The organism is Pseudomonas sp. XP2 (assembly GCF_053557975.1).
In genome coordinates this window covers 144,967-168,986 of the sequence record NZ_JBNRIK010000013.1, presented here as the reverse complement: position 1 = coordinate 168,986, position 24,020 = coordinate 144,967, and the positions used below count along the sequence as shown (strand labels likewise).

Annotated in this window: 22 protein-coding genes; 5 read left to right on the top strand and 17 right to left on the bottom strand. The window is 65.3% G+C overall.

Features of this window, described 5'->3' with window-relative positions; translation table 11 throughout:
- Positions 1–331: 331 nt before the first annotated feature.
- The 5 genes from purT to ACK1VC_RS16085 all read right to left on the bottom strand — a co-directional run bounded on the left by purT (position 332) and on the right by ACK1VC_RS16085 (position 3,502).
- The gene (gene purT, locus ACK1VC_RS16105) at positions 332–1,513 is read right to left on the bottom strand and encodes a formate-dependent phosphoribosylglycinamide formyltransferase (protein ID WP_016501237.1); all 1,182 of its coding nucleotides are present in this window, start codon (positions 1,511–1,513) and stop codon (positions 332–334) included.
- Positions 1,514–1,589: 76 nt separating this feature from the next.
- On the bottom strand, positions 1,590–2,057 hold the full coding sequence (locus ACK1VC_RS16100) for a VUT family protein (protein WP_010952556.1): 468 nt from the start codon (positions 2,055–2,057) through the stop codon (positions 1,590–1,592).
- A gap of 89 nt (positions 2,058–2,146) precedes the next feature.
- Complete coding sequence (locus ACK1VC_RS16095; RefSeq protein ID WP_016485139.1) at positions 2,147–2,344, bottom strand: DUF1289 domain-containing protein; 198 nt, start codon at positions 2,342–2,344, stop codon at positions 2,147–2,149.
- Positions 2,334–2,858 carry a gamma carbonic anhydrase family protein gene (locus tag ACK1VC_RS16090; RefSeq protein ID WP_016485138.1) on the bottom strand — a complete coding sequence of 175 codons (525 nt, stop codon included), beginning with the start codon at positions 2,856–2,858 and terminating at the stop codon, positions 2,334–2,336. Before ACK1VC_RS16090 ends, ACK1VC_RS16095 begins: the two co-directional genes overlap by 11 nt.
- A 44-nt stretch (positions 2,859–2,902) precedes the next feature.
- Positions 2,903–3,502, bottom strand: coding sequence for a CoA pyrophosphatase (locus ACK1VC_RS16085; protein ID WP_016485137.1), 600 nt, complete (start codon positions 3,500–3,502; stop codon positions 2,903–2,905).
- Between the two features lie 123 nt (positions 3,503–3,625).
- Here ACK1VC_RS16085 and ACK1VC_RS16080 point away from each other — a divergent pair, with 123 nt between their 5' ends.
- The 4 genes from ACK1VC_RS16080 (at position 3,626) to ACK1VC_RS16065 (ending at position 11,160) form a co-directional block, all read left to right on the top strand.
- Positions 3,626–4,183, top strand: coding sequence for an NUDIX hydrolase (locus ACK1VC_RS16080; protein WP_016485135.1), 558 nt, complete (start codon positions 3,626–3,628; stop codon positions 4,181–4,183).
- 25 nt (positions 4,184–4,208) lie between these two features.
- Positions 4,209–4,763: a L,D-transpeptidase family protein gene (locus tag ACK1VC_RS16075; RefSeq protein WP_016485134.1), complete on the top strand. Its 555-nt coding sequence runs from the start codon at positions 4,209–4,211 to the stop codon at positions 4,761–4,763.
- Between the two features lie 160 nt (positions 4,764–4,923).
- Positions 4,924–6,606 carry a ShlB/FhaC/HecB family hemolysin secretion/activation protein gene (locus ACK1VC_RS16070; RefSeq protein WP_191087326.1) on the top strand — a complete coding sequence of 561 codons (1,683 nt, stop codon included), beginning with the start codon at positions 4,924–4,926 and terminating at the stop codon, positions 6,604–6,606.
- 27 nt (positions 6,607–6,633) lie between these two features.
- Positions 6,634–11,160: a hemagglutinin repeat-containing protein gene (locus ACK1VC_RS16065; protein WP_449117986.1), complete on the top strand. Its 4,527-nt coding sequence runs from the start codon at positions 6,634–6,636 to the stop codon at positions 11,158–11,160.
- Positions 11,161–11,245: 85 nt separating this feature from the next.
- On the opposite strand, the gene ACK1VC_RS16060 is transcribed toward ACK1VC_RS16065, so the two are convergent.
- The 12 genes from ACK1VC_RS16060 to ACK1VC_RS16005 form a co-directional block, all read right to left on the bottom strand.
- Positions 11,246–11,905: a general secretion pathway protein GspN gene (locus tag ACK1VC_RS16060; RefSeq protein WP_191087324.1), complete on the bottom strand. Its 660-nt coding sequence runs from the start codon at positions 11,903–11,905 to the stop codon at positions 11,246–11,248.
- Complete coding sequence (gene gspM / locus ACK1VC_RS16055) at positions 11,902–12,288, bottom strand: type II secretion system protein GspM (protein WP_060517566.1); 387 nt, start codon at positions 12,286–12,288, stop codon at positions 11,902–11,904. The genes ACK1VC_RS16060 and gspM overlap by 4 nt, the downstream gene beginning before the upstream one ends.
- The gene (gene gspL, locus ACK1VC_RS16050; protein WP_024717655.1) at positions 12,285–13,361 is read right to left on the bottom strand and encodes a type II secretion system protein GspL; all 1,077 of its coding nucleotides are present in this window, start codon (positions 13,359–13,361) and stop codon (positions 12,285–12,287) included. Before gspL ends, gspM begins: the two co-directional genes overlap by 4 nt.
- Positions 13,358–13,948: a type II secretion system protein gene (locus ACK1VC_RS16045; RefSeq protein WP_016485128.1), complete on the bottom strand. Its 591-nt coding sequence runs from the start codon at positions 13,946–13,948 to the stop codon at positions 13,358–13,360. The genes gspL and ACK1VC_RS16045 overlap by 4 nt, the downstream gene beginning before the upstream one ends.
- A 62-nt stretch (positions 13,949–14,010) precedes the next feature.
- Entirely contained in the window at positions 14,011–14,379 is a 369-nt protein-coding gene (locus tag ACK1VC_RS16040) for a type II secretion system protein GspI (protein ID WP_016485127.1), read from the bottom strand.
- A complete protein-coding gene (gene gspH / locus ACK1VC_RS16035) occupies positions 14,376–14,813 on the bottom strand; it encodes a type II secretion system minor pseudopilin GspH (RefSeq protein ID WP_191087323.1) in 438 nt (145 codons plus the stop codon). Before gspH ends, ACK1VC_RS16040 begins: the two co-directional genes overlap by 4 nt.
- 2 nt (positions 14,814–14,815) lie before the next feature.
- Positions 14,816–15,250, bottom strand: a complete 435-nt coding sequence (gspG, locus tag ACK1VC_RS16030) for a type II secretion system major pseudopilin GspG (protein WP_016485125.1) — start codon at positions 15,248–15,250, stop codon at positions 14,816–14,818.
- A 17-nt stretch (positions 15,251–15,267) separates the two neighbouring features.
- On the bottom strand, positions 15,268–16,470 hold the full coding sequence (gspF, locus tag ACK1VC_RS16025) for a type II secretion system inner membrane protein GspF (protein WP_191087322.1): 1,203 nt from the start codon (positions 16,468–16,470) through the stop codon (positions 15,268–15,270).
- Between the two features lie 3 nt (positions 16,471–16,473).
- Positions 16,474–17,922: a GspE/PulE family protein gene (locus tag ACK1VC_RS16020; protein ID WP_191087844.1), complete on the bottom strand. Its 1,449-nt coding sequence runs from the start codon at positions 17,920–17,922 to the stop codon at positions 16,474–16,476.
- The gene (gene gspD / locus ACK1VC_RS16015; RefSeq protein ID WP_197884291.1) at positions 17,922–19,694 is read right to left on the bottom strand and encodes a type II secretion system secretin GspD; all 1,773 of its coding nucleotides are present in this window, start codon (positions 19,692–19,694) and stop codon (positions 17,922–17,924) included. The genes ACK1VC_RS16020 and gspD overlap by 1 nt, the downstream gene beginning before the upstream one ends.
- A gap of 3 nt (positions 19,695–19,697) precedes the next feature.
- Positions 19,698–20,123 carry a pilus assembly protein PilZ gene (locus tag ACK1VC_RS16010; RefSeq protein WP_016485121.1) on the bottom strand — a complete coding sequence of 142 codons (426 nt, stop codon included), beginning with the start codon at positions 20,121–20,123 and terminating at the stop codon, positions 19,698–19,700.
- Positions 20,120–21,760: a hypothetical protein gene (locus ACK1VC_RS16005; protein WP_016485120.1), complete on the bottom strand. Its 1,641-nt coding sequence runs from the start codon at positions 21,758–21,760 to the stop codon at positions 20,120–20,122. Before ACK1VC_RS16005 ends, ACK1VC_RS16010 begins: the two co-directional genes overlap by 4 nt.
- 223 nt (positions 21,761–21,983) lie before the next feature.
- On the opposite strand from ACK1VC_RS16005, the gene ACK1VC_RS16000 reads away from it, so the two are divergent.
- On the top strand, positions 21,984–24,020 hold a 2,037-nt coding region (locus ACK1VC_RS16000; protein ID WP_449117985.1), incomplete at its 3' end, for a PhoX family protein.

Sequence of the window (24,020 nt, the reverse complement as noted above, 5' to 3'; positions counted from 1 at the left end):
CCATTCGCGGGACAAGCCCGCTCCCACAGGATTGCCACAGGCCTCAGGCATTGCGAGTGGTCTGTGGGAAGCCATTCGCGGGACAAGCCTGCCCCCACAGGATTATCACAGGCTGCAGGCATTGCGATTGATCTGTGGGAGGCCATTCGCGGGACAAGCCCGCTCCCACAGGATTATCACAGGCCGCTGGCATTGCGAGTGATCTGTGGGAGGCCATTCGCGGGACAAGCCTGCCCCACAGGATTATCACAGGCCGCTGGCATTGCGAGTGGTCTGTGGGAGCGGGCTTGTCCCGCGAATGGGCCGCAACGCGGCCCCATACGGTCTCAGATCAGAACTCGACCTTGACCGCCTGGGAAGCGCGGGTCGCCTTGGCCCGTGCCAGCTCCACCGACTCGTCACGCGCCAGGCACACGCCCATGCGGCGAGTACCGTTGATTTCCGGTTTGCCGAACAGGCGAATGGCCGTGTCCGGCTCGCTCAGTGCTGCGCCCAGGTTAGCGAAGCTGGTCTGTTGCGACTGCCCTTCTGGCAGAATCACCGCCGACGCCGACGGGCCAAACTGACGCACCACCGGAATCGGCAGGCCGAGAATGGCACGGGCATGCAGCGCGAACTGCGACAGGTCCTGGGAAATCAGGGTTACCAGGCCGGTGTCATGCGGGCGCGGCGACACTTCGCTGAACCACACCTGGTCGCCCTTCACGAACAGTTCCACACCAAACAGCCCGCGACCGCCAAGGGCATCGGTGACTGCCTTGGCCACGCGCTGCGACTCGGCCAGCGCTTTCGGGCTCATGGCCTGCGGCTGCCACGATTCCTGATAATCGCCCTTCTCCTGGCGGTGGCCAACCGGCTCCAGGAAGGTGGTACCGCCAACGTGGCGCACGGTCAGCAGGGTGATTTCGTATTCGAAGTCGATGAAGCCCTCGACGATCACCCGCCCCTTGCCGGCGCGGCCACCTTCCTGGGCGTAGTCCCACGACTTCTGCAGGTCGGCATCGCTGCGCAGCAGGCTCTGGCCCTTGCCGGACGAGCTCATCACCGGCTTGACCACGCACGGGTAACCCACATCGGCCACGGCCTTGGCGTAGTCTTCATAGGTGTCGGCGAAGTGGTACGGCGAAGTCGGCAGGTCCAGCTCTTCGGCGGCCAGACGGCGGATGCCTTCACGGTTCATGGTCAGCTGCGTGGCGCGGGCGGTCGGCACCACGTTGAAACCTTCATTTTCCAGCTCGACCAGGGTGGCGGTGGCGATGGCTTCGATTTCAGGGACGATATAGTGCGGCTTTTCTGCCTCGATCACCGCGCGCAGGGCAACGCCATCGAGCATGTTGACCACGTGGCTGCGATGCGCGACCTGCATAGCCGGGGCATTGGCGTAGCGGTCGACGGCGATCACTTCGACGCCCAGGCGCTGCAGCTCGATCACCACTTCCTTGCCCAACTCGCCACAGCCGCAAAGCAGTACACGGGTCGCGGTGGGCGACAAGGGGGTTCCGATACGGGTCATTTCAGGTCCTCGAAGGCGTCCGGGGCCGCGCCAGGCTTTGCGCCGCCCGCTGAAAAAGGACCGCTATTCTACACCATCAACCGGCGACGGCGGCCCGTCGGGCGCGAAATGCCATGGCCAGCCACACGGCAGTGACACCGGCGAACTTTGACGCCATCGCGGTGCCAATCACCGCCGGGGTCAGGGCGCCTATCATGCCGAAAAAGATGAAGGTATCCACCGGAATGCTCAGCGCCGAGCTTAGCCACAGGCGGTCACGCAGTGGCCGGCGGGTAATGCTGAACACCAGCCAGTCGATCAGCTCGGAAATGAAGAACGCGGTGGCGCTGGCCAAGGCAATGGCCGGCTCCGAGGTGACATAGGACAGCACCAGGGCCACCAGCATGGCAACCAGGGCACCATGGCCGAAGCGGGTCTGCACCATGTCGCGTAGGATGAACACCAGGCCGCCCCAGGCGGACCAGATGATGTCCAGGTGCGGGGCGCTGGAAAAGGCGTAGTTGATCAGCACTACGCTGCTGATGTAGGCAATCAGATAGAACATGGCGGGTCGTCTGTGGGCAAGCCGAACAGATTACCGCTGGCGCCCCCGACAGGCAACGCCGTCCCTGTAGCAGCAGCCTTGTGTCGCGCCTACAGGATGAGGCCAGCCTCTACTGCCCGTTCATGGCAAAGCTTGAGCACCGCCCGGCGCTCATCGTTGTCCATACGCCCCCAGCGGCCAATCTCCGCCACGGTACGCTGGCAGCCCGTGCAGATATCCTGCTCGTCCAGTGCACAAATGCTCACGCACGGCGAAGCTACCGGCCGCTCTGCAACATCACTCATCATCAACCACCAGCTCCTGGGCATAACGCTGGGCATTGTGCACGTAATGCGCGGCACTGGCTTCAAGCATGCGTTTCTGCTGTTCTGTCAGTTCACGGACGACCTTGCCGGGCGAGCCCATCACCAGCGAACCGTCCGGGATTTCCTTGCCCTCGGCGATCAGCGCATTGGCGCCGATGATGCAGTGCTTGCCAATGCGCGCGCCGTTGAGGATCACGGCATTGATACCGACCAGGCTGTAGTCGCCCACCGTGCAGCCATGCAGCATGGCGTTATGACCAACGGTAACGCCCTTGCCCAAGGTCAGCGGCGAGCCCATGTCGGTATGCATCACCGTGCCGTCCTGCACGTTGCTGCCTTCGCCAATATCAATGAGCTCGTTATCGCCGCGCAGCACCGCGCCAAACCACACGCTGGCATTGGCCTGCAGGCGCACGTTGCCGATCAGCGTGGCGTTGGGTGCAGCCCAACTGGTGGGGTGGCTTTCGACCCGCAGGTCGCCCAGGCGGTATTTCATGCATGCTCCTCAGGCTGGAACGCAGACGGCGGGGTGAGCCCCGCTCAGGTTTCGATGTAACGCTCTGGTGGCTGGTGCAGGCTGATGCCGGCATCAAACAGCACGTTGACCAGTTCGACGATCATGATCGCCGACAAGCCCCAGATCTTGTATTCGCCATAGCGGTAGCTGGGCACGTACCAGCTGCGCCCCTGATAATCGATACGGTGGGTATGGTCGCGCGGGTCCTGGCGGAAGAATTCCAGCGGCACGGTGAATACTGCCGCGATTTCGGCATCGTTGGCACGGTATTCGACGAAGTCGGGAATAAGCCCGACGAATGGCGTCACTTTAAGGCCATGCAGCGAAACAAGCGGGCTGAGCGGGCCTATCACTTCCACCAGCCCAGGCGGCAGGCCGATCTCTTCCTCGGCCTCGCGCAGGGCGGTAAACACCAGGTCCGGGTCTTCCGGGTCGCGTCGACCACCGGGAAAGGCCACTTCGCCACCATGGGTGGACAAGCCCTTGGCGCGCAGGGTCAGGACCAGCTCGGGCGCTTCGCTGCGGGTAATGGGCAAAAGGACCGCCGCTTCAGGGAACCGCCGGTCGGTTTCCAGTGATGCGGGTTGGTGGTTGCTCATTCGGCGAAGTAGCTCGTCCAGCATTGCGCACGCTCGTATCCAAGGCCTGCCTTGCATGATGCACCAAAGCCGCGAAGCACCCAAGCCCCTGCGCTTGCGGCAGACCTGCCTGCACGCCAAGATAGCCCTGAACAAAAGGAACCTCACATGAAATTCTGCAGCGCGTGCGGCCAGCCGGTCACTCAGCGGATTCCCGAGGGCGATAGCCGCCTGCGGTATGTCTGCGAGTCTTGCCAGACCATCCACTACCAGAACCCCAACATCGTCGCTGGCGTACTACCGACCTGGGGCAGCCAGGTGCTGCTGTGCCGGCGCGCCATCGAGCCACGCCGTGGCTTCTGGACCCTGCCTGCCGGGTTCATGGAGAACGGCGAAACCATCGACCAGGCCGCCCGTCGCGAAACCGTCGAGGAAGCCTGCGCCCGGGTCGGACCCATGAGCCTGTACCAGCTCTTCGATTTGCCGCACATCAACCAGGTGCATGTGTTCTTCCGCGCAGAACTCGCAGACCTGGCGTTTGATGTGGGTATCGAAAGCCTGGAAGTGCGGTTGTTCGAACAACATGAGATTCCGTGGGGCGAGCTGGCTTTCCGCACCGTCACACGCACACTAGAATGCTACTATCGCGACCGCATCGGGGCGCACTACCCCATAGGCCATGAGTACCTGCCGCCGATGAACGTCTCGACCTCGACCTCTACTTAGAAGAAGCCTTCAGGGATACCGTTCCATGCGCTGGTTGCTTGCCCTTTTCTGCCTTTGCGTTACCTCGGTGTCCCAGGCGGCCTTCACCGAGACCATCATCCGCAAGCCTGTGCCGGCAGCGCAAACGCCGTCGCCTTCGCAGCAGGCCATGCAACCGCTGATCGACAAGGTGCTGGTGATCAAGTCCGAGCGTCGCTTGCAACTGATCAGCCGTGGCGAGCCGCTGAAAACCTACCGCATTTCCCTGGGCAAGCAGCCCAAGGGCGCCAAGCAACGCGAAGGCGATAAAAAAACCCCTGAAGGCCTGTACTGGCTGGACTGGCGCAAGCAGAGCGACCGCTTCAACCTGGCCATGCACATCAACTACCCGAACGTGAGCGATGCCGCCCGCGCCACGCGCGAAGGGGTGAGTGCCGGCAGCATGATCATGATTCACGGCACGCCGATCAACGACGAGTACCCGGAGTGGTACTTCCATACCCTGGACTGGACCGACGGGTGTATTGCCATGCGTAACCGTGACATGCAGGAGGTCTGGGACCTGGTACGTGATGGCACGTTGATCGAGATCAGGCCCTGATATAGGGCCTTCCGGCAAAGGTTGTAGGAACCTTCCCACCATTTTACGCGACCTTGCCTCACAGTTGCTTAGGCAAGGTACTGCATCCAGGCGAATGCCTTAATTTTTAGCATCCACGCAGACGAGTACGAAGACCGTACATCATTTGCGGGGTGTATCAATGCCGTGCCTGTTTTACCGCATCGCCCGTTGGCTGCCAGCCAGTTGCCTGTCAGGCCTGTTGTCCATCGCCCAGGCGCTGGCCGACGACCCGGCCAGCCAGCAACTGCGCGATCAACAGCATGGGCTGCGGCAGCTGGAGCAACAGCAGCGCCTGGAACGCTGGCAGCGTGCGCCCGCCGCAGCTCAACCCACCGACAGCACGCCTCACCGCCCGCACGACGCCCGCTGCTGGGCAGTCGATGGCGTGCGCGTGGCGGGCAACCACCAGCTTTCAGACACGGCGCTGGCGCCAATCATCCGCGCCCTCACCCCTGCCTGCATGGGCATCGCCGACATAAACCGGCTGCTCCAGGCCATCACCCGGCGCTACGTGCAAGCCGGCTATCCGACCAGCCGACCTTACCTGCGGCAAGCACCAGAGAACGGCGCACCGTTGGACATCGTCATACTCGAAGGCTTTGTCGAATCCATCGAACTGGCGGGCCCCGACCTGCCCTTGTCCCTCTCCAGCGCATTCCCGGGCCTGCTTGGGCGGCCACTGTACCTGCCAGACCTTGAACAAGGTCTGGACCAGCTCAACCGCCTGCGCGCCTACGAGCTGACCGCCACCCTGCTGCCCGGCGAACTGCAGGGCGGCTCGCGCGTGGTGGTGCAGCCAGACAAGGTCGCGTCACGATGGCACCTGGACAGCCGCTTCGACAACCGTGGCAGCGAGCTGACCGGTCGTCACCGCGTCAACCTTGGCATTGGCCTGGACAGCCCCTTGGGCCTCAATGATGACCTGCGCCTGTCGCTGACCAGCACCGTGCTCGATACCCCTGGAAAAAGCCAAGGTCTATCGCTGTACTACAGCATCCCCTATGGCGCCTGGTCGCTGTCGCTCAGCGCCAGCGAACTGCGCTACCAGGCGCCGCTGCCCGGCAGCGACAAGGCTGCCGACGGCAGCAGCAGCTATCAGGGCCTGGGTATCGAACGGGTATTGTGGCGCAACGCGCAAGGCATGCTCAGTGCCAGCGTGCGGCTGGACCGCAAGCAATTGGTCAACCGCAGCGCTGGCGCTGTCATCGTCCAGCAAAGCCCGACACTTACTACGGTGGAAGGCGGTATCAACCTGCTCTGGCTGGAGGGTGGTTTGTGGAACGGCTACCTCGGGGTTGCCCAGGGCATTGACGCATTCGGTGCCGACCAATCGCCACTGGGTGCGCAGCGCCTGCGCCCGGACTTTCGCAAGTACCGCGCCAGCCTGCTGCACCTGCGCCAGGGCCCGGCCCGTAACCCATGGCGCTGGCAGAGCGAGCTGGGGCTGCAGTACAGCGGCGATCAGTTACCTGCCGTCGAGCAGTTACTGGTCAGTGACGACTCTGCCGTGCGGGGGTTTCGTCTGCGCACTTACTCCGGCGCCAGCAGCGCCGTCTGGCGCAACACGTTCAGCCAACCGCTGCCCCTCCCCTGGGCTTCTCCCGTCCAGGTTCGCCCGTACATCGGCCTGGATCTGGGCTGGACCCGTACCGCCCAAGGCAACCCGTCACAACGCCTGGCAGGGGCGGCCGCCGGGCTGGAGCTGAGCCTGCCCGGCAGCCGCCTGCGCCTGGACTACCAACGCGCCTTGAACGCCAGCGACCTGCCTCGCCCGCTGCTGGAACCGGGGTTTTGGGTACTGGACTGGACCCTGAGCATCTGATTCACCCACAACAAAGAGAACGAGAAAATGCAAACACTCTCGCAGTTACCGCCCATTCGCCCGAACACCCTGCGCTGGGCCATCTTCCTCGCCTTGCTCGGCTCCAGCGCCGCACTGGCAGACAGTGCGCTGGAGGCAGCCAGCGGACCGGGTGGCATGCCGGTCATCCACAACGGCCACGGAATACCGGTGATCGACATCGTGCCGCCCAATGCCAGCGGGTTGTCCCACAACCAGTTCATCAACTACAACGTTGGCAACCCTGGCCTGGTGTTGAACAACGCCACCGGAGCCGGGCAGTCGCAACTGGCCGGCGCCTTGGCCGCCAACCCGCAGTTTCAGGGCCAGGCCGCTTCAACCATCCTCAACGAGGTAGTCAGCCGCAACGCTTCAATGATCGAAGGGCCGCAGGAGATCTTCGGGCGCCCGGCCGACTACATCCTGGCCAACCCCAATGGCATCACCCTCAATGGCGCAAGCTTCATCAACACCACGCGCGCAGGCCTGGTGGTTGGCACCCCGGAATTCGAGCAGGAGCAACTGCGCTACCTCGACACGCTCAACGCCAGCGGCTCTCTGCAGGTACTGGAGCAGGGGCTGAGCAATACCGCTGGCGCCATTGAACTGATTGCGCCGCGCGTGGACAGCAAAGGCCTGCTGACGGCCAGCGAAGCGCTCGACATCACGGTCGGGCGCAACCGTATCGACAGCCGCAGTGGCGAGGTGGTCGAACACCTGCCCAGCCCCACGTCGAGCATTGATGCCAGCCTGTTCGGTGCAATGCGCGCTGGGCGGATCCGCGTGGTGAGCACGGCCGAGGGCGCAGGCGTGCGGGTGGGCACATCACAGATTCTGGGCACGGAGGGGGTGGAAATACGCTCGGCGGGGGGTCTGCATGTCAGGGGCGAGGCCGACACCCCCGCCGAGCTGCGCAGCGAGCACGGTACACTGAAACTCACCGCTGCCGATGACCTGACGCTTGAAGCGGTCGACGGCCAGGCCCCGCGAATCGAAGCCAAGGCCGGCAAGAAGCTGACGCTGGATGCCAAGACCCGCGAGCGCATCGAACACGACACTGACAGCTGGAACAAAAAGTTCTTGTTCATCACCCGCGAAACCTACAACCGCAAAACCACCACCACCGAGCAGCAGCAACAGGGCAGCCAATTGCTGGGCAGTGACAGCGTGCTGCTGCAGTCCGGTGACGACATGCGCATGACCGCCGCGAACGTGGCGGCAGGCAACACGCTGACGGTAGACAGCGGCGCCGGCCTGGACATCGTGGCCGGCATCGACAGCCAGCGCGTCGAAGAGCAGGTGCGCCATCGCAAGGACTTGTGGCGCGGTGACCGGGATACCGATCAGCTGAAGGAAACCGCAAACGGCAGCACTCTCGGCGCCACGCACATGACGATCAAGGCAAGCGGCAACCTCAATGTTCAAGGCAGCAGCTTGCAAAGCCGCGGCGATATGGCCATCCATGCGAAACAGGCTGATATCGGCACCACCACCCTGCAAGAGCGCGGAACCGGGCGTAACTACCGTGGCGACCTGGTATCAGGCACCTTCTTTGCCGACCGCGAAGGGAACGACAGCGAGGGCCAGGCCATTGCCGGCAGCACAGTTGCCAGCGATGGCAAGCTTACCGTGACAGCCGAACAGGTCGCCATCAAAGGCAGTACCGTGCACGGCAAACAGGACGCGGTGCTTTACAGCGACAAAGGGGCGCTGGCCATCGAGGCTGACCACAGCCGCAGCACTTCCACCCACCGTACCCAGGACAGCAAGCTGTTCGGCCTGATTGGCAATGAGCATGAAAGCACGGACCGTAAACAGCAGGTACTGGTCAGCGACGTCAGCTCGGCCAGCAACCTGCGCCTGGCCAGCGCCGCCGATTTACGCATCCAGGGCGCCAAGATCGAAGCTGGCAAGCACTTGCAGGTCGAGGCTAAAGGCGATCTGCGGGTGGGCAGCGCGCAATCGGTCGATGAGCGCGAAACCCGCGACCAGCATCGCGGCTTCACAGCCAGCGCCAGGCAAACCCAAGAAGCCGAGGATGGCAAACCCGAGTCCCGCCAGTACGCAGCTGGCGTGGCGTACGAGGTGGCTACCAGCACCACCAGGCAACGCACGACCGGCCAGGTCGCCAGTGAACTCAAGGCTGCCTCGGTGGGCATGAACAGTGGCGCACACCTGCAGGTCAACGCCAGCAAGGTCCAGGCCACTGCCGGTGGCCTTGATGTACAGGCGCGTAAAACGACGCTGGGCGCAGCCCGCAATGACCGCGACGCGACCACCAGTACCACCCACAGTGGTGGCGGTTTGACGGTAACCGGCGGCATCGACCGGCTGGGCAGCGCGTTCGAAGGCCATCACAACCGCGAGGTGCGGACTGAGCGCGAAAGCAAGGTGCAGCGCAGCGAGTTGCAAGCCAGCGGCGATCTTGAATTGCGCAGCGACGACCTGGTCACCGAGGCCGCACGCGTCAAGGCCGGCAACACCTTGCAGGTGACCGCAAAACGCATCGACAACCGCGCGGTGCAGGATACCCAGGCGCATGAGCAGCGCCGTGACGACTGGTCGGGCAGCCTGGGCGCGAGTGTCGAGTACCGCGACCTGACCCGCCCCATCGAACGCCTGGTACTGGGTGAGGAAGCCGCTCGCTTCCAGCAGGCCTCGCCCGAAGATGCCATGGCGCTGCCCAGCGCAGGTGCCGACATGACCGTCAAGCACCTCAAGCGCCTGGAAAACCAGCGCCGTGGTTTTGCCCAGGTGAGCGAGCTGTCAGGGGCCAAGGCCGAGGTCAAGGCCGACGCCCTTGCAGACCAGGGCACCCAATGGCGGGCCACTGCCGGCTCGCTGAAGATCGAGGCGCAGCAACATGATTTGCGCGCCGCCAGGAACAGTGAGGAAACCAGCGTACAACGTCTGGCCTATGGCGGCGACGCACGCCTGGACACCAGCACCGGCAAGGACCTGAATGTGCGCGTGGCAGGCAAAGGCGGGTCGCTGGATAAAAAGGATAGCGCCAGCACGGCTGTGCCGGGCAGCCTCTACGGGCAACAGGGTATCCAGGTCCAGCTGGGGAGCGATGGCCGCTACGAAGGCGCCCGCATCGATGGCGGTGAAGGCAGCGTGGTCATGCACAGTGCCGGCTCGCTGGCCCTGCTGCAGGCGACCGACCAGGCCGAACAGCAGTCACGCCAGCTCGACGGCAATGCCTGGACCAAAGTCGGCAATCGACCAGGCAGCACCGGTGTCGATGGCCGTGGCTATCTCGACCACGGCCAACAGCTGAGCACGCAGACCAAGGCCCAAGTGGCGCAAATCGACGCCAAAGGCGAGGTGCAGCTGACCAGCACAGGCGACCTGATGCTCGAAGGCACCCGCATTGGCAGCCGAGCGGCCAAGACCGGCGACATTCTGGTGCAAAGTGGTGGCCAGCTGCAGGTCAAGGCCGCCAGCAATACCCAGCAAGCCACCGGCGCCAAGCTGGGCGGCGGCCTGGAGCTGGCGGTGAAGGCAGGCGAGACCAAGGGGGGCGCCATAGGCGGCCACTTCAGCCACGGCAAGCAGAACGAAAATGCGCGGCAGGCGGTCGATGCCCAGTTTGCAAGCAACGGCAAACTGACCCTGAGCAGCAATGCCCGCGAGGACGTCGCCCTGCACCTGCAAGGCCTGCAGGCCACGGCCGGGCAGATCAGCCTCGAGACCCCGAATGGCGGCATGCGGGTGGAGGCCTCCTCCAACCAGGAGCAACGCGACAACCTCGACATCACCGCCGGTGCCGGTTTCAACATCGCCCAGGGCGCACTCGACACACGCGGCGTACATGGTCGCCTGAAGGTGGCACTCGACAAGCGCGACAACCTCACCTGGAATGCCAGTGACCTGCGCGCCGAGCGCATCGACCTGAAAAGCCTCAGCGACACCCGGATCGAGGGCACAAGCCTGGAAGCGGGGCACATCGGTGGCGCGATCGACGGAGACCTGTACATCGCCAGCCGCAAGGACAGCGTCGATACCCTGAGTGTGAACGGCGATGCCAGGCTCAGCCAGGAGAAAAACCCGCAGGGCTATGTCAACGCAGCCACTTCGATGGCAGGGCCGTTGGCGAGCAAGGTCGAGAAAAAGGCCGGTCCGGCCCTGAGCAAGGCTGAGCCTGGGTTCTCGCCAACCTTCAGCCTTGACGTGTCGCATGTGCAGCGCGACGGCGTGGCCCATCAGGCCGTGCTCAAGGGCCGCGACGGTATCGACCTGCAGGTCGGTGGCAATGCCCGGTTGCTGGGGGCACGCGTGCAGTCGGCCAAGGGCGACGTGGTGCTCGACGCCGACGCGGTCACCCGGGAAACGCTGAGCGGTAGTGACTATCGCCGGGACGTGTCGCTCAATGCATCCAACTCGCCAGTGGACCTGGGCACGGCCATCGCCGAGATGGCCAAGGGCAAAGGGGCTGCGGAGGGGGAAAATGCGCTGGACCTGGGTGTATTGAGGACCAGTGGCTACAGCCGCAGCGAGCAATGGGCTTCGAGTGTGCAGGGTAAGAAAAACTGAAGCACACGCGCAGGCCGCGCAAGACCAAGTCGAGCGGCCCCGGCAGGAGCAACCGCCCCTGCCGGGGGCCGCGTCAGGTTGCGTTTTACCAGCGTAGGTCTCGCTGCCCCGCCAGCGCCTGGGGCCCGAGCCATTGGGCGCCCCGCAACAATGGCGTCAGTGCCGCCTCTGGTTGCAGCTCGAATACCACCTCTGCCCGGCGCGCCCCCAGGTCGGCATCCACGGCCAGTTGATGCTGCCCCTGCTGCGCCAGTTGCCCACGAAGCCGCCACCCACTGTGGCAGTCCATCTCCAGCCAGCCCTGCCCCAAGCCCAGTGACCATGGCTCGCTCAGGGCCAGGTCGGTTACCGTTACGCGGCCTTCGCTGGCTCGGCATAGCCGCCCTGCCCCCTGCACCTTCAACGCGCCCTGCCACTGACCCGCCAGACGATAATCCGTGGACACCGTCGCCTCGGCACCCCGTGCGGTAACCTCCATCTGCCAGCGCCATGGCCAGCCCGCGATGTGCAACTGCCAGCCCTGCCCCTGGACGCCAAACTGCGCATCCGCCTGCAAGTGCCAAGGCTGCACCACCCAGCGCAGCGGCCCGACTGGCCCTAACTGATGTGCCTGGCCTTGCCAAAGGCTCCCGCTCACCTCACGCATTGGCAGGCCGGACGCACGCACCAGCCAATTGGCCGGCAGCTCAACCAGCAGCGTCAGCACGAAGACCAGCAGAACCCACACCATCGCTCTGCGGTTCATGGCTGCACCCGCACATCGAACCGTAATCCCTTGCCATCCAGCTCCAGCCCCCATTGCAGCGGCTGTGCGCCTTCTGCGCGCAGGCTTTGCAACCAGCCTTGCAGGGCCCGCTCATCAGCCACCCGGCCCTGCAGTTGCCAGGTGTTGCCCTGCACATCGACCTCGGCCAGTTCGATCTGCCGGGCCTGGGCCGACTGGCGTAGCCGTTCCAGGTTCAGCCCGGGGCCGCCATGCAGGTTGGCGGCTTGTTCTGCCAGCCCCCGCCACTGGCTGAGCTCACGCCATTGCGCCAAGCCCTCGCGCACCGCCAGGAAGGTCAGCAACACGGCAATCAGCAACCAGGCGAATTTCAGCCGATGGCGCTGCATCCAGGCCCGGTTCATGCGGCCACCCCCAAGTCGAAGACCACTTCACCACCCTGTACCTGTACGGCAGCACCGGCAGCGTTGGCCATGTCCTGCCAGGGTGGCGCGGCGCCGTCGCCCTCTAGCCGCAAGTGCCAGCGCTGGCCGTCGAAACGCACCGCTTGCAGGCGCCAGCCGGGGTGATCCTGCAGCCAGGCCTGTAACGCTGCCTGCAGGTCTTCAAGCTGGCGGGTGCGTACCTGCTGCTGAAGCTCGCTTTCGCGCAGGCGCTTGAGGGCCTGCGCGGCGTGGCGTGGGCTGGCCTGCTCGCCCGTCACGGCAATGACCTGAGCGCGCCAAAGTTGTGCCTGGCGCCATTGCTGGCTCAACCACAGCCCGCCCCAGACTGCCGCCAGTACCAGGCAGGCTGCCAACAGTCGTTGCTGCGGGCGTGAAACGTCGGGCAACGAAGGGGCCTTGCGTGCACGTTCGAACAGGCCGGGTATCGTGTCGAGCGGCGCAAGCGCGCCTGGCCAGTTTCCACTCAGCGGCACGCTTTGCAGATGTGCCCACGGTTGCTGCGGCGTCTCACCCAGTGCTTGCGGCCATGCCAGCCAATGCTCCTGCCCGTCCTCGGCCAGCCCTTTGTACAAGGACATGCCGGGCGTGCGCTGCCAATGCCAGGCGGTGCCTGCCTCAGGCCCCGGCAGCAACTGCAACTCCGCCCAGCAACGCTCTACCTGCCAGCCCCATGCGGCACACTGCCCGCGCCAGCCGTCCAGTTGCTCACGCGCCACCACCAGCAAGCGAAGGTGCCCCGGCGCACGGGCCAGGCACGCGCAGCTGACTTCGTCCGGCGGTTGCAGCAAGCGGTCTTCGAGCAACAACGGCCACTCCTCACGCTTGAGCCCGGGTGGGGCGGGCACGTGGAAGAGGCTGCAGGCCTCGGCAGGCAGAATCAGGGCAACCCGGGCTTGCAGGTTAGCCGGTGGCTCACCCTGCCCCTGGCTTTGCACGGTGCCACCGTCCGCCAGCGCCCAGTGCCAGACATCACCCGGGCGCAGCAGCAACCAGGGCTGAGCAAATCTGCGCTGTCGCCATTCAAATTTCATGAGCGCCCCCACGGGAGGGCGAAGGTGCAGACATAAGGTGCTCCATCACGCTGCAGTTCCAGGCGCACGCCACGGCCGGGGTGCGCAGGCTGGTCAGAAGGCCAGGCCAGCCAACGGCCGCCCTGGTAATAAAGGATATTCATGGCACCGACCCGGTCGAGCCGCTCACGCTGTACCCAGTGCGGTGCGGCGGCGGCGTACAGGTCGGCCGAGCTTTCCAGCAGCAGGCGCTGCTCACGGGGCTCGAAGCGCAAGCGCTGGCGTTGCAGGCGCGAGCCGCCTTCGGCTTGCGGCAGGCCGGTGGTGGCAACCCACTGCAACTGGTTGCTTGCCGGTTGCCAGTCCAGCCAGCGGCTGGCCAGCGGCAGACGCTGGTCGTAGACGCGGCGCAGCACCGGGCTGTCGAAACGCCGCTCAAGGGCCAGGCAAAAGTCCAGCACCGAGGTTTCCTGGGTGGTCACCTGCAGGCGCTCGCGCACTTTCAGCCAGCCATTGACCAACGCAGCGAGCATGATGCCGAGCAGGACGGTCAGGGCCAGGGCGACCATCAGTTCGATCAGGGTAAGGCCTGCCTGGCGGCGCTTCATGTATTGATGCTCGGGTTCAATGCCTGCACAGAACCTTTGTAGGAGCAGTGGTGGCGAGCTTGTCATGGGCGCTCCAGAAACACGGTGTACTGGCCCAGTGGCACGCGCTGGTCGCGGTCGGCGAACAGTTGCAGCTCGCCACGGCGCAGGTCGCGCACACCAGTGCGGCGCAGTTGCAGTTGCCAATGACACGGCTGGCCACCCTGGCTCAGTTCACCCCTCACCGGGTTGGCGGCAGGCCAGAATTGCTCGACGGCGAAGCGTGTTTGCAGTTCGCGGGCACACAACAGGCCAAGGCGGTGTTGTTGCAGGTTGTGCTGCACGGCCAGGCGCTGACGCAGGACCTGGCTGGTGATCACCGCCAGCACAGCGGCGATCGCCAAGGCCACAGTGACCTCTAGCAAGGTGAAGCCACGCTGGCGTCGCTTCATGGTGCAACCACGACCTGTAAACGGCCATCGCGGCTCCAGGCCCATTGCTGGCTGCCATCGGCCCAGCGCCAGCGCACGCTGCCCGGCTGTGCCCAGCCATGCGGGGTAAACAGCAAGTGGGGCTGCGGGCTGGCGGGCCAGTCCGGGTGCAGGCCCTTGGGCCAGTCGCCCAGCCCGACCGCTTCGACCACCCAGGCATTCCCCTCACGCCGCACGAACTCCGGGCGTCGGCCATTCCAGCGCAGGCCCCGCAGTTGCCCGGCATGCCGGGCCAGCGCGGCCTGGGCGCGAGTTTCGCTGGCCAGGCGTTGCAGGGCCTGATCGACACGGGCCTGGCCACCGCCGAGGCCGACCACTGCCAGGCCTGTCATCAGCCCGGCGATGGCCAGCACCACCAGCAATTCGATCAGGCTGAAGCCCCGCTGACGGCGCACCCTTACAGCGCCCAGTTACCCAGGTCGGCATCCTGGCCTTCGCCGCCTGGCTGGCCATCGGCACCCAGCGAGTACACATCAACCCGGCCATGTTCACCGGGCATGCGGTACTGGTACGGGGTGCCCCACGGGTCTTGCGGCAGGCGTCGCACATAGCCGTCGCTGCGCCAGGCCCGCGGCAGCGGTTCCTGGCTAGGTTTTTTCACCAGTGCGGCCAGGCCCTGCTCGCTGCTGGGGAAGCGCAGGTTGTCCAGCCGGTACATGTCCAGCGCCTGCTCCAGGGTGGCCAGGTCGGCCATTACCTTCTGCTTCATGGCTTTGTCCTGGTTGCCCAGCACGCTGGGTGCAACCACGGCGATCAGCAGGCCGATGATGAAGATCACCACCATGATTTCCATGAGGGTGAAACCGCGCTGGCGGTTACGTCGATGCTGCATGGCAGTGCTCCTTGTATTCACAGTTGCAGGCCCTGGTTGAGTTGCATGATCGGCAGCAGCACCGCCAGCACGATGAACAGCACCACGGCGCCCATCACCAGGATCATCAGGGGTTCGAACAGTGCCATGGCGGTATCCACCTGGCGCGCAAAGCCACGCTCCTGGTCGTCGGCCACACGCTCGAGCATGTCGGCCAGGGTGCCGCTGGCCTCGCCGCTGCCGACCATGTTCACCAGCAGCGGCGGGAATTGCTGGCTGCCATCCAGGGCACGGTGCAGGCTGGTGCCGCCCTGCACTTGCTGGCGCACCTGCTCCATGGCCAGGCGTATGCGCCGGTTGCCGACGGTTTCGGTGGCCACTTGCAAGGCTTCGAGCAGGGCCACGCCACTGCCGCTGAGAATCGCCAGGCTGCGCGCCAGGCGTGCGCTTTCCAGCACCTGCAACAGGCTGCCGATACGCGGCAAGCGCAGCAGCAACTGGTCACGGCGCAGGCACCAGTGCGGCTTGCGCAGCAGCCAGGTGCCAAGCCCACCCGTCAATAGCGCCAACCCCAGCAACCAGGGCCCGGCGTGCACCAGCCCCTGGCTCAGGCCGATCAGCAACGCGGTAATCAGCGGCAGGCTTTGCCCGGCGTGGGCAAACTGTTCGGTGAGCTTGGGCACGACAAAGGTCATCAGGCCGATGACCACGGCAAGCGATACGCCCATCAATACGGTGGGGTAGATCAGCGCAGTACGCGCCTTGTGTTGTTGCCGTTGCACCTGTTCCAGGTGGTCGGCCAGCCGGGTCAGCACCTGTGCCAGGCGTCCGGAGCGTTCGCCGGCCTCGACCAACGCGCAGTACAAGCCAGTGAACGGCGCCCCCTGGCGGGCCAGGCTGCGGGCCAGGCCCAGGCCTTCGGCGAGAGCGCCGCGCAGGGCCACCAGCACACTGTGCAGGGCCGGCTGGCGCAGTTGGCGTTCAAGGGTGGCCAAGGCATCGACCAAGGGGATGCCGGCACCGGTCAGCGTCGCCAATTGACGGGTTAGCTCACACAGTTGGGGCTGGCTCAGACGCTGGCGCCGGGGTTGCCGGTTGCTGATGTCCTGGCGCTGCAGCTTGCGGGCAAACAGGCCCTGCTCGCGCAGCAACTGGCGCGCATGGCGTTCGCTGTCAGCCTGCAGGCTGGCCTTGCGGGTCTTGCCGGCGAGGTCCACGGCCAGGTAGCGATAGGTCGGCATGGGTTAGCCCTGCACCACGCGCAGCACTTCGGCCAGGCTGGTCTCGCCACGGGCCAGGCAGTCGCTGGCCATCGCGACCAGGCTCTGCCGGCGTTCGGCCAGGTAATCCTGCATGGCCAGTTCACTGGCGCCGTCATACAGCAAGCCGATCAGCCCGGCATCCAGCTCGATGAATTCGTACAGGCCCACGCGCCCGACATAGCCGCTGCCCTGGCACAGCTCGCAGCCCACCGGGTGGTAGCTGCTACCCAGCGCCGCCAGTTCCGGCCACAGGCCACGCTCGGCATGTTGCAGCGGCTGCGCTACGGCGCAACTGCACAGGCGCCGCACCAGGCGCTGGGCCAGCACCCCACGCAGGCACGAGGCAATCAGGAACGGTTCGATGCCCATGTCGCGCAGGCGGGTAACCGCGCCCACGGCACTGTTGGTGTGCAGGGTGGACAGCACCAGGTGGCCGGTCAGGCTGGCCTGCACGGCGATCTGCGCGGTTTCCTGGTCACGGATTTCGCCGAGCATGATCACGTCCGGGTCCTGGCGCAGAATCGCACGCAGGCCACTGGCAAAGGTCAGCCCCGCACGTGGGTGGATAGCGGTCTGGCCGATGCCGGCGATGGCGTATTCCACCGGGTCCTCGACAGTGAGGATGTTGCGGCTGCCATCGTTGAGGCTGTTGAGGCTGGCGTACAGGGTGGTGGTCTTGCCTGAACCGGTCGGGCCGGTGGACAGCACAATGCCGTTGGGGCGCGCCAGGCAGCTGCGCAGGCCCTGCAACACCGAGGGCGGCATACCCAGGTTGCCCAGCGCCAGCAAGCTGGCCTGCTTGTCGAGCACACGCATGACCACGCGCTCGCCATGAATGCCGGGCAGGGTCGAAACCCGCACATCCACCTCACGCCCTGCCGCGCGCAGGGTAATACGGCCGTCCTGGGGCTGGCGCTTCTCGGCGATATCCAGGCGTGCCATGACTTTGATCCGCGACACCAGCATGGCCGACAGCGCACGTGGCGGGCGCAACACTTCGCGCAGGTGGCCATCGACCCGCAGGCGCACCACCAGGCTTTGCTCGAAGGTTTCGATATGGATATCCGAGGCACGCAGGCGCAGGGCCTGGCCGAACAGACCATTGATCAGGCGGATTACCGGGGCTTCGTCATCGCTTTCCAGCAGGTCTTCGATCTGCGGCATCTCGCTCATCAGGCTGTCCAGGTCGACCTGGTCGCCAATGCCTTCGATCAACGCTTCAGTGGCGCCATCGCCAGCCTGGTACAGCTGGCCGAGGCGCTCATCGAACACGGCAGGTTCCAGGTATTCGAGCCTGCACGGCTGGCCATGCACCCGCAGCAGCTCCTGCACCTGGGCACTGTCGGCGTCGGGCCGCAGCCACAGCTGCCAGCCCTGTTCCGTGGTGGTCATGGCCACCCCGCTCTGCCGCGCCTGGCGATAGGGCAGCATCACCAGGCACCGCCTTCGAGGCGCGCGCGGCTGGAGGGGAATACCTGCAACAGCGGCGTACCCTCGGCAAGGTCCGGCAGTTGCAATGGCGTGGTCTGCTGCAAGGTGCGGTATTTTTCTTCGCTGAGCCCGGCCAGGCTCGGCCCGTCCCGCAGAATGCGCGGGCGGATGAACACCATCAGGTTCTGCTTGGTGTTTTTGCTGGCATCGGAGCGGAACAGCCGGCCCAGGTAAGGGATGTCACCGAGCAGCGGCACGCGCTGGTTGCTGGTGCTCAACTCGTCGCTGATCAGGCCGCCGAGAATGACCAGGCCATTGTCTTCCACCATGACTTTGGTCTTGATCTCGCGCTTGTTGGTGATGACGTCACTGGCCGCGCTGGACTCGGCGATCGACGACACTTCCTGGACAATGTCCAGGCGCACGCTGTTGTCGATGTTGATCTGCGGCTTGATGCGCAGCTTCACCCCGACTTCTTTGCGCTCGATGGTCTGGTAGGGGTTGGCGTTGTTTTGCGTCACCGAGCCGGTAACGAACGGCACTTCCTGGCCGACCAGGATCGATGCTTCGGCATTGTCCAGGGTCAACAGGGTAGGCGTGGACAGCAGGTTGAAGCCGCTCTTGCCCTTCAGCGCATTGACCAGCATGGCAAAGTTGAACCCGCCGCCGAAATGGCCGATGCCCGCCGTGGCGCCGGTAGTCGCGGACAACAGGTCGCCAAGGGCCTGGTTGTCACCGCCGGCAGCAGCCCCGGCAATGTTGGCGATGTTTACCCCATTGCTGCCGAAATTGACGATGCCGGCCCCGAATTTTTCGTCGGCAAACAGCCATTGCACGCCCAACTCCTGGGCGCTGCTATCGGACACCTCGGCGATGATGGCCTCCACTACGACCTGGGCGCGGCGGATGTCCAGCTGTTCAACGATGGTGCGGTAGGCGGCCAGCTCGCTGTCGGGGCCGACCATGACCACGGCGTTGGTGCCTTCTTCGTATTCCAGACGGATGCCCGGGGCACCGGCAGCGGCCATCACCGGCCTGTCCTTGGCCTCGCCTTCGCCCGTGCCTTCAGCCGGCGCCATGCCTTCCTGACCAAGCCCGCGCAGCACCTTGACCACTTCACCTGCGTTGGCGTGCCGCAGGTAGATGACTTGGGTACTGCCGCTGCCGGGTGCTTCCTGAGGGCGGTCAAGCTGGCGCAGCAAGCTGGCGATACGGTCCAGGTTGCTGCGCCAGTCGGTTACCACCAACTGGTGCGCCGCCGGGTACGGGGTGATCACCCCCACCCGTGGGTCGATCAGCGGTTTGAGGATACCCAGCACCTGCTCGCTGGCGGCGTTGCGCACATTGAATACCCGAGTTGCCACGCTGTCACTGCCCTCGCCCTGCTGCCCAACCGCCTCCACCGGCACCGGCTCCAGGCGCGCGGCCTGGTCGGGGACAATCTTCACGCTGCCGTTGGGCAGGTCGACGGTGGCGTAGCCCTGGGCGCGCAACTGCGCCAGGAAGATGTCGTAGATGGCATCGGCGTCGTGCAGGTCAACGGTGCGCACGGTGACCTTGCCCTTGACCCGGGGGTCGACGATGAAGGTGGTGCCGGTGATGCGCGACACGCTGTCGATGAACTCGCCCAGTTCGGTGTCGACGAAGTTCACCTCGTACATCGGCGTACCATTTTCATCGAACACTGGCTCTTCGGCGCGTGCCTCAGGCAGGCCTGTGGCCAGGGCCAGGGCCAGGCTCAACACGGCGGCCACGCAGTATCTAACAGGCATCGTTCATCCTTGCCGCTTGAAGCCGGTCACGGCGGGGCGTGGCGGCCAGGGCAAGCGTTCACGCCGCCCCTGGTTGTTGAAAATCAGGCCATCGGTGTCGATGTCCTGCAGCACGATCCCCGGCGCCAGGCGCTGACCGCGGGCCAGGGTGCGCACCTGCTGGCCGTAGCGCAGCACCACTACGCTGGAAGACAGCGGCTGCGCCCTGAGGCCGCCGAGGTAGTGCAATGGCAGGCGGGTAATGGCGATGGCGCCATCGTCGATGGGCGCTTGCCAGTGCCCGACCATCAGCCCGGGCAGCGGGTTGGCGGCGGCCACCGGCGCGATGGCCGGTTGCGGCTGGCGGCTCAGTTGCAGCACGCACTGGGCGGCTAGCCAACCGGCCAGGGTCAGGCCAACGCCGGTGAAAACGCGCGAGGCCAGCGTCACGAGGCCAACTGCCGTGGGTGCCAGCCCGGATGCCCCTGCACGTAACGCACTTCGGGCAGTTGCAGCGGTGCCAACTGCCAGTCGCCACGCTGCCGGGCGAGCCAGGCTTCGACCCGTTGCCACAGGGGTTCGCCAGCCTGGCTTTCAAACTGCAGGCCGAAGGTGCGGCACAGGCCCTGCACTGGCTCCAGCCCAGTGACGCGCTTGCCTTGCGGGCTGTAGCTGACGCGCCAAGCCTGGCTCTGCCAGCGGGGCAGATCCTGGCTGTTGTCCAGCAACAGCGGGTCACCGAACAACTGCTCTGCCGCGTTCTCCAGCACTTGCTCCACTTGCCGGGCCGGCGCTTCGACCACCGGCGCCGGGTAGCCACCGGTGAGGCTGATCAGGTGTTCGCGTGTGATCGATGCACCTGCGGGCAGCGGGTAGTCGTAACGCAGGCCCGGCAACAGCACGGGCATGCTGCTGTCATCGGCCAAGGCTTGATGCAGCAGGCGGTCCCAGCTACCGCCACGGGTATCGCGGCGCCACAAGGCCTGAGGCGCACGGGCCAGCGGTTGGTCGAGCCACGCCGCATGGCCGGCACGTTGCTGGCGCAGCTCTGCCTGCAATGGCGCGACGCGCAGCTGCGCGGCAGGCGCCAGTTGTTGTTCAAAGGCCGGGAAAAAACGCCCGTCGAAGTGCCACTGCCCGGCCACACGCTGGCAGCGCAGGCGGAACGCACCGCTGCCCCGGCAACCGGCGAACAGCACCGGTACCCGGCGACCACTGGCTTGGGTTACCTCGACGGGCGCCGGCCACAGGTCCTGGCCACGGGCGCACAACAGCACATCGATGTGGGGCACACGCTCGGCCAGCCAAAGGCCGGGGCCGGTGCCGACATCGGCCATGGCCACCACCAGGTCGGCCTCGCGCCGGGCCTGCTCGAAGACCGGCTGAAGTGACTGGTACCACTGTTTGAGAGAGGCTTTCTGGTCTTGGGCGTAGGGGTCGGTCACGCCGACCACGGCAACCCGGGCGCCGCCGCGCTCGAAGACGTGCAAGGCTTCCAGGCCCAGGGCCTGGCGTTGCCCGTCCGCCAGGCCGGCGCCGAGGCTAACTGCACCCGCCTGGCGATACAGCCCTGTGCTGCGTTGTGGCCACAGCACACGCTCGTCACTGCTGACCCGCGCTTCGATACCCAGCAGTTGGCTGCCCTGCACCCCGCTCTCGCCCTGGGTCAGGTAGGCCAGCCCACTGCCGTTCCAGCCCTGGCCATTCTCCAGGGTCAGGCTGTTGCCTGCGCCGGCCTCGCCGCGCAGTTGCTCCAGCAGGGCCGCCAGCACCGCATAGCCGCCGAGCTGGGCTGATGTTGCCTGGCTGGCATCGAGCAGCGGCGCCAGCTGCGGGTAGGCCAGGCTGGCGCTGCTACCGGTCATCCACGGCGCGCGGCCCAGGTGGCTGACCGGCCCCAGGCGGGTGGCTGGCACCACGGCCTGGCCGGGTTGGCGGGCATCGAGGGTATCGGCCACGTACAGCACGTCGAGCCGGGCGTTGCCGCCCTGCTGCCCAGGGAAGGCGGAACAGGCGCCGAGCAGCGGTGCCAATGCCCCGACACCCATCCAGCCGATCACTTCGCGCCTGTGCACACTGCTCGCCATCGCACCCGCCATCCTTTTTCGCACCATTCAGGGCCCCGGATGTTGCGGCGTTGGCATTACAGTTTGATGGCAGAAATCCGACAGCAATTCCAAATTGATCTGTAAGCGTAATTTCTAAGAGCGCGCCGTTTTAAAAGCCCCTTAACATTTCTGCCAATCAATCATCATATTTCCCCCCTAAAGTCGCGGGTTCCTCTAACTCAGCCACTACAAGGACACCCTGATGAGTCGAGATACCGGCGACAACCTGGACCGGAACCACAGCGGCAACATGCCGATGGCCAATGTCATGGACGCCTACCTGAGCCGCCGCAGCGTGATGCGCGGCAGCCTGGGCGCCGCCATCGCCATGATCGCCGGTACCGGCCTGACAGGCTGCTTCGACGGTGGTGGTTCCGATCACGATGATCCGGTCACCGAACCACCGGTGACCGAGCCGCCTGTCACCGAACCAGAGGTGCCGAAACTGGCACTGGGCTTCCAGTCCATCCCCGGCTCGCGTACCGACGCCTGCGTGGTTGCCGCCGGCTACAGCGCCTACGTGCTGGCGCCCTGGGGCACGCCACTGAACAGCAACGCCAACCCATGGAAGCCCGACGGCAGCAACACCTCGACCGACCAGGCCAACGCCATGGGCATGCACCATGACGGCATGCACTTCTTCCCTATCAACGGCAGCTCGGAAGACGGCCTGCTGGCGATCAACTTCGAGTACATCGACACCGCCGCCCTGCACCCGGCCGGCCCGACCACCGATGTCAACGGCAAGCGCCCGGTCGAGGAGGTGCGCAAGGAAATCAATGCCCACGGGGCTGGCGTGGTGCGCCTGCAGAAAATCAGCGGCCGCTGGCAAGTGGTCGACAACGACCCGCTGAACCGCCGCTTCACCACGGCTTCGCGCATGGAAATCACCGGCCCGCTGCGCGGCACCGACCACGTCAAGACCAAATACTCCACCGCCGGTACCCACTGCCGCGGTACCAACAACAACTGCGGCAACGGCTATACCCCGTGGGGCACCTACCTGACCTGTGAAGAGAACTGGCCGGGCATCTTCGTCAACAAGGGCACCCGCCCCGAAGACCAGCGCCGCATTGGCGTAGGCACCTCCAGCGGCCAGTACAAGTGGGAAAGCGCTGCCGGTGACAGCACTGAAGTGGCTGACGAATTCGCCCGTTTCGATGTGACCGTCAAGGGCGCCAGCGCTACCGACGATTACCGCAACGAAGCCAGCACATACGGCTATATCGTCGAGATCGACCCGTACAACAGCAGCACCCTGGCCACCAAGCGCACCGCCCTGGGCCGTTTCCGCCACGAGGGCTGCGCACCAGGCCTGCCTGTCGCCGGCAAGCCGCTGGTGTGGTACATGGGTGACGACTCGAACAATGAGTACCTGTACAAGTGGGTGTCCACCGCCGTGTGGGATGCCGCCGACGCCACTCCGGCGGACCGCCTGGCCACCGGCGCCAAGTACCTGGACCAGGGCAAACTCTACGTGGCCCGCTTCAATGCCGATGGCACCGGTGTATGGCTGCTGCTGGATGTGGCCACTGCCACCACGGGCGGTAGCACCTTGGGTGCGCTGTATGGTGACCTGCCGGGCATCATCCTCAACACCCGGGGTGCCGGCGATGCCGTGGGTGCAACACCGATGGACCGCCCGGAATGGACCACGGTCAACCCGCTGAATGGCGATGTGTACCTGACCCTGACCAACAACAGCGCGCGCACCCCGGAGAAGGTCGATGCGGCCAACCCGCGCGGCCCGAACCGCCACGGCCATATCATTCGCTGGCATGACAGCGACGACCAGTTGAGCTTTACCTGGGACATCTTCGTGTTCGGCGCCAACGCGGCCGGTACCGCCGACATCAACCGCTCCGGCCTGACCGAACTGAACCAGTTCGCCAGCCCCGACGGCATGAGTTTCGATAGCCGTGGCGTGTTGTGGTTCGAGACCGACAACGGCGAGAGCACCCTCACCGATTACACCAACGACCAACTGCTGGCGGTGATCCCTACCGACCTGGTGGACGCCACCGGCAAGCAGGTGCCGGTGAACGCACAGAACCAGGTGGACCTGCGCCGCTTCTTCGTTGGGCCGAATGACTGCGAAGTGACCGGGATTGCCTTTACCCCGGACAACAAGACCTTGTTCGTGAACATTCAGCACCCGGGGAACTGGCCGTATACCGACAAGGCAACCGATGCTACGCCGGCCGGAGCCAAGGTAAGGCCGCGGGCTTCGACGGTGGTG

Coding starts and splice junctions, on each gene's coding strand:
- purT (WP_016501237.1), bottom strand. CDS start 1,513: ATGACCCGTATCGGAACCCCCTTGTCGCCCACCGCGACCCGTGTACTG.
- ACK1VC_RS16100 (WP_010952556.1), bottom strand. CDS start 2,057: ATGTTCTATCTGATTGCCTACATCAGCAGCGTAGTGCTGATCAACTAC.
- ACK1VC_RS16095 (WP_016485139.1), bottom strand. CDS start 2,344: ATGATGAGTGATGTTGCAGAGCGGCCGGTAGCTTCGCCGTGCGTGAGC.
- ACK1VC_RS16090 (WP_016485138.1), bottom strand. CDS start 2,858: ATGAAATACCGCCTGGGCGACCTGCGGGTCGAAAGCCACCCCACCAGT.
- ACK1VC_RS16085 (WP_016485137.1), bottom strand. CDS start 3,502: ATGCTGGACGAGCTACTTCGCCGAATGAGCAACCACCAACCCGCATCA.
- ACK1VC_RS16080 (WP_016485135.1), top strand. CDS start 3,626: ATGAAATTCTGCAGCGCGTGCGGCCAGCCGGTCACTCAGCGGATTCCC.
- ACK1VC_RS16075 (WP_016485134.1), top strand. CDS start 4,209: ATGCGCTGGTTGCTTGCCCTTTTCTGCCTTTGCGTTACCTCGGTGTCC.
- ACK1VC_RS16070 (WP_191087326.1), top strand. CDS start 4,924: ATGCCGTGCCTGTTTTACCGCATCGCCCGTTGGCTGCCAGCCAGTTGC.
- ACK1VC_RS16065 (WP_449117986.1), top strand. CDS start 6,634: ATGCAAACACTCTCGCAGTTACCGCCCATTCGCCCGAACACCCTGCGC.
- ACK1VC_RS16060 (WP_191087324.1), bottom strand. CDS start 11,905: ATGAACCGCAGAGCGATGGTGTGGGTTCTGCTGGTCTTCGTGCTGACG.
- gspM (WP_060517566.1), bottom strand. CDS start 12,288: ATGAACCGGGCCTGGATGCAGCGCCATCGGCTGAAATTCGCCTGGTTG.
- gspL (WP_024717655.1), bottom strand. CDS start 13,361: ATGAAATTTGAATGGCGACAGCGCAGATTTGCTCAGCCCTGGTTGCTG.
- ACK1VC_RS16045 (WP_016485128.1), bottom strand. CDS start 13,948: ATGAAGCGCCGCCAGGCAGGCCTTACCCTGATCGAACTGATGGTCGCC.
- ACK1VC_RS16040 (WP_016485127.1), bottom strand. CDS start 14,379: ATGAAGCGACGCCAGCGTGGCTTCACCTTGCTAGAGGTCACTGTGGCC.
- gspG (WP_016485125.1), bottom strand. CDS start 15,250: ATGCAGCATCGACGTAACCGCCAGCGCGGTTTCACCCTCATGGAAATC.
- gspF (WP_191087322.1), bottom strand. CDS start 16,470: ATGCCGACCTATCGCTACCTGGCCGTGGACCTCGCCGGCAAGACCCGC.
- ACK1VC_RS16020 (WP_191087844.1), bottom strand. CDS start 17,922: ATGCTGCCCTATCGCCAGGCGCGGCAGAGCGGGGTGGCCATGACCACC.
- gspD (WP_197884291.1), bottom strand. CDS start 19,694: ATGCCTGTTAGATACTGCGTGGCCGCCGTGTTGAGCCTGGCCCTGGCC.
- ACK1VC_RS16005 (WP_016485120.1), bottom strand. CDS start 21,760: ATGGCGAGCAGTGTGCACAGGCGCGAAGTGATCGGCTGGATGGGTGTC.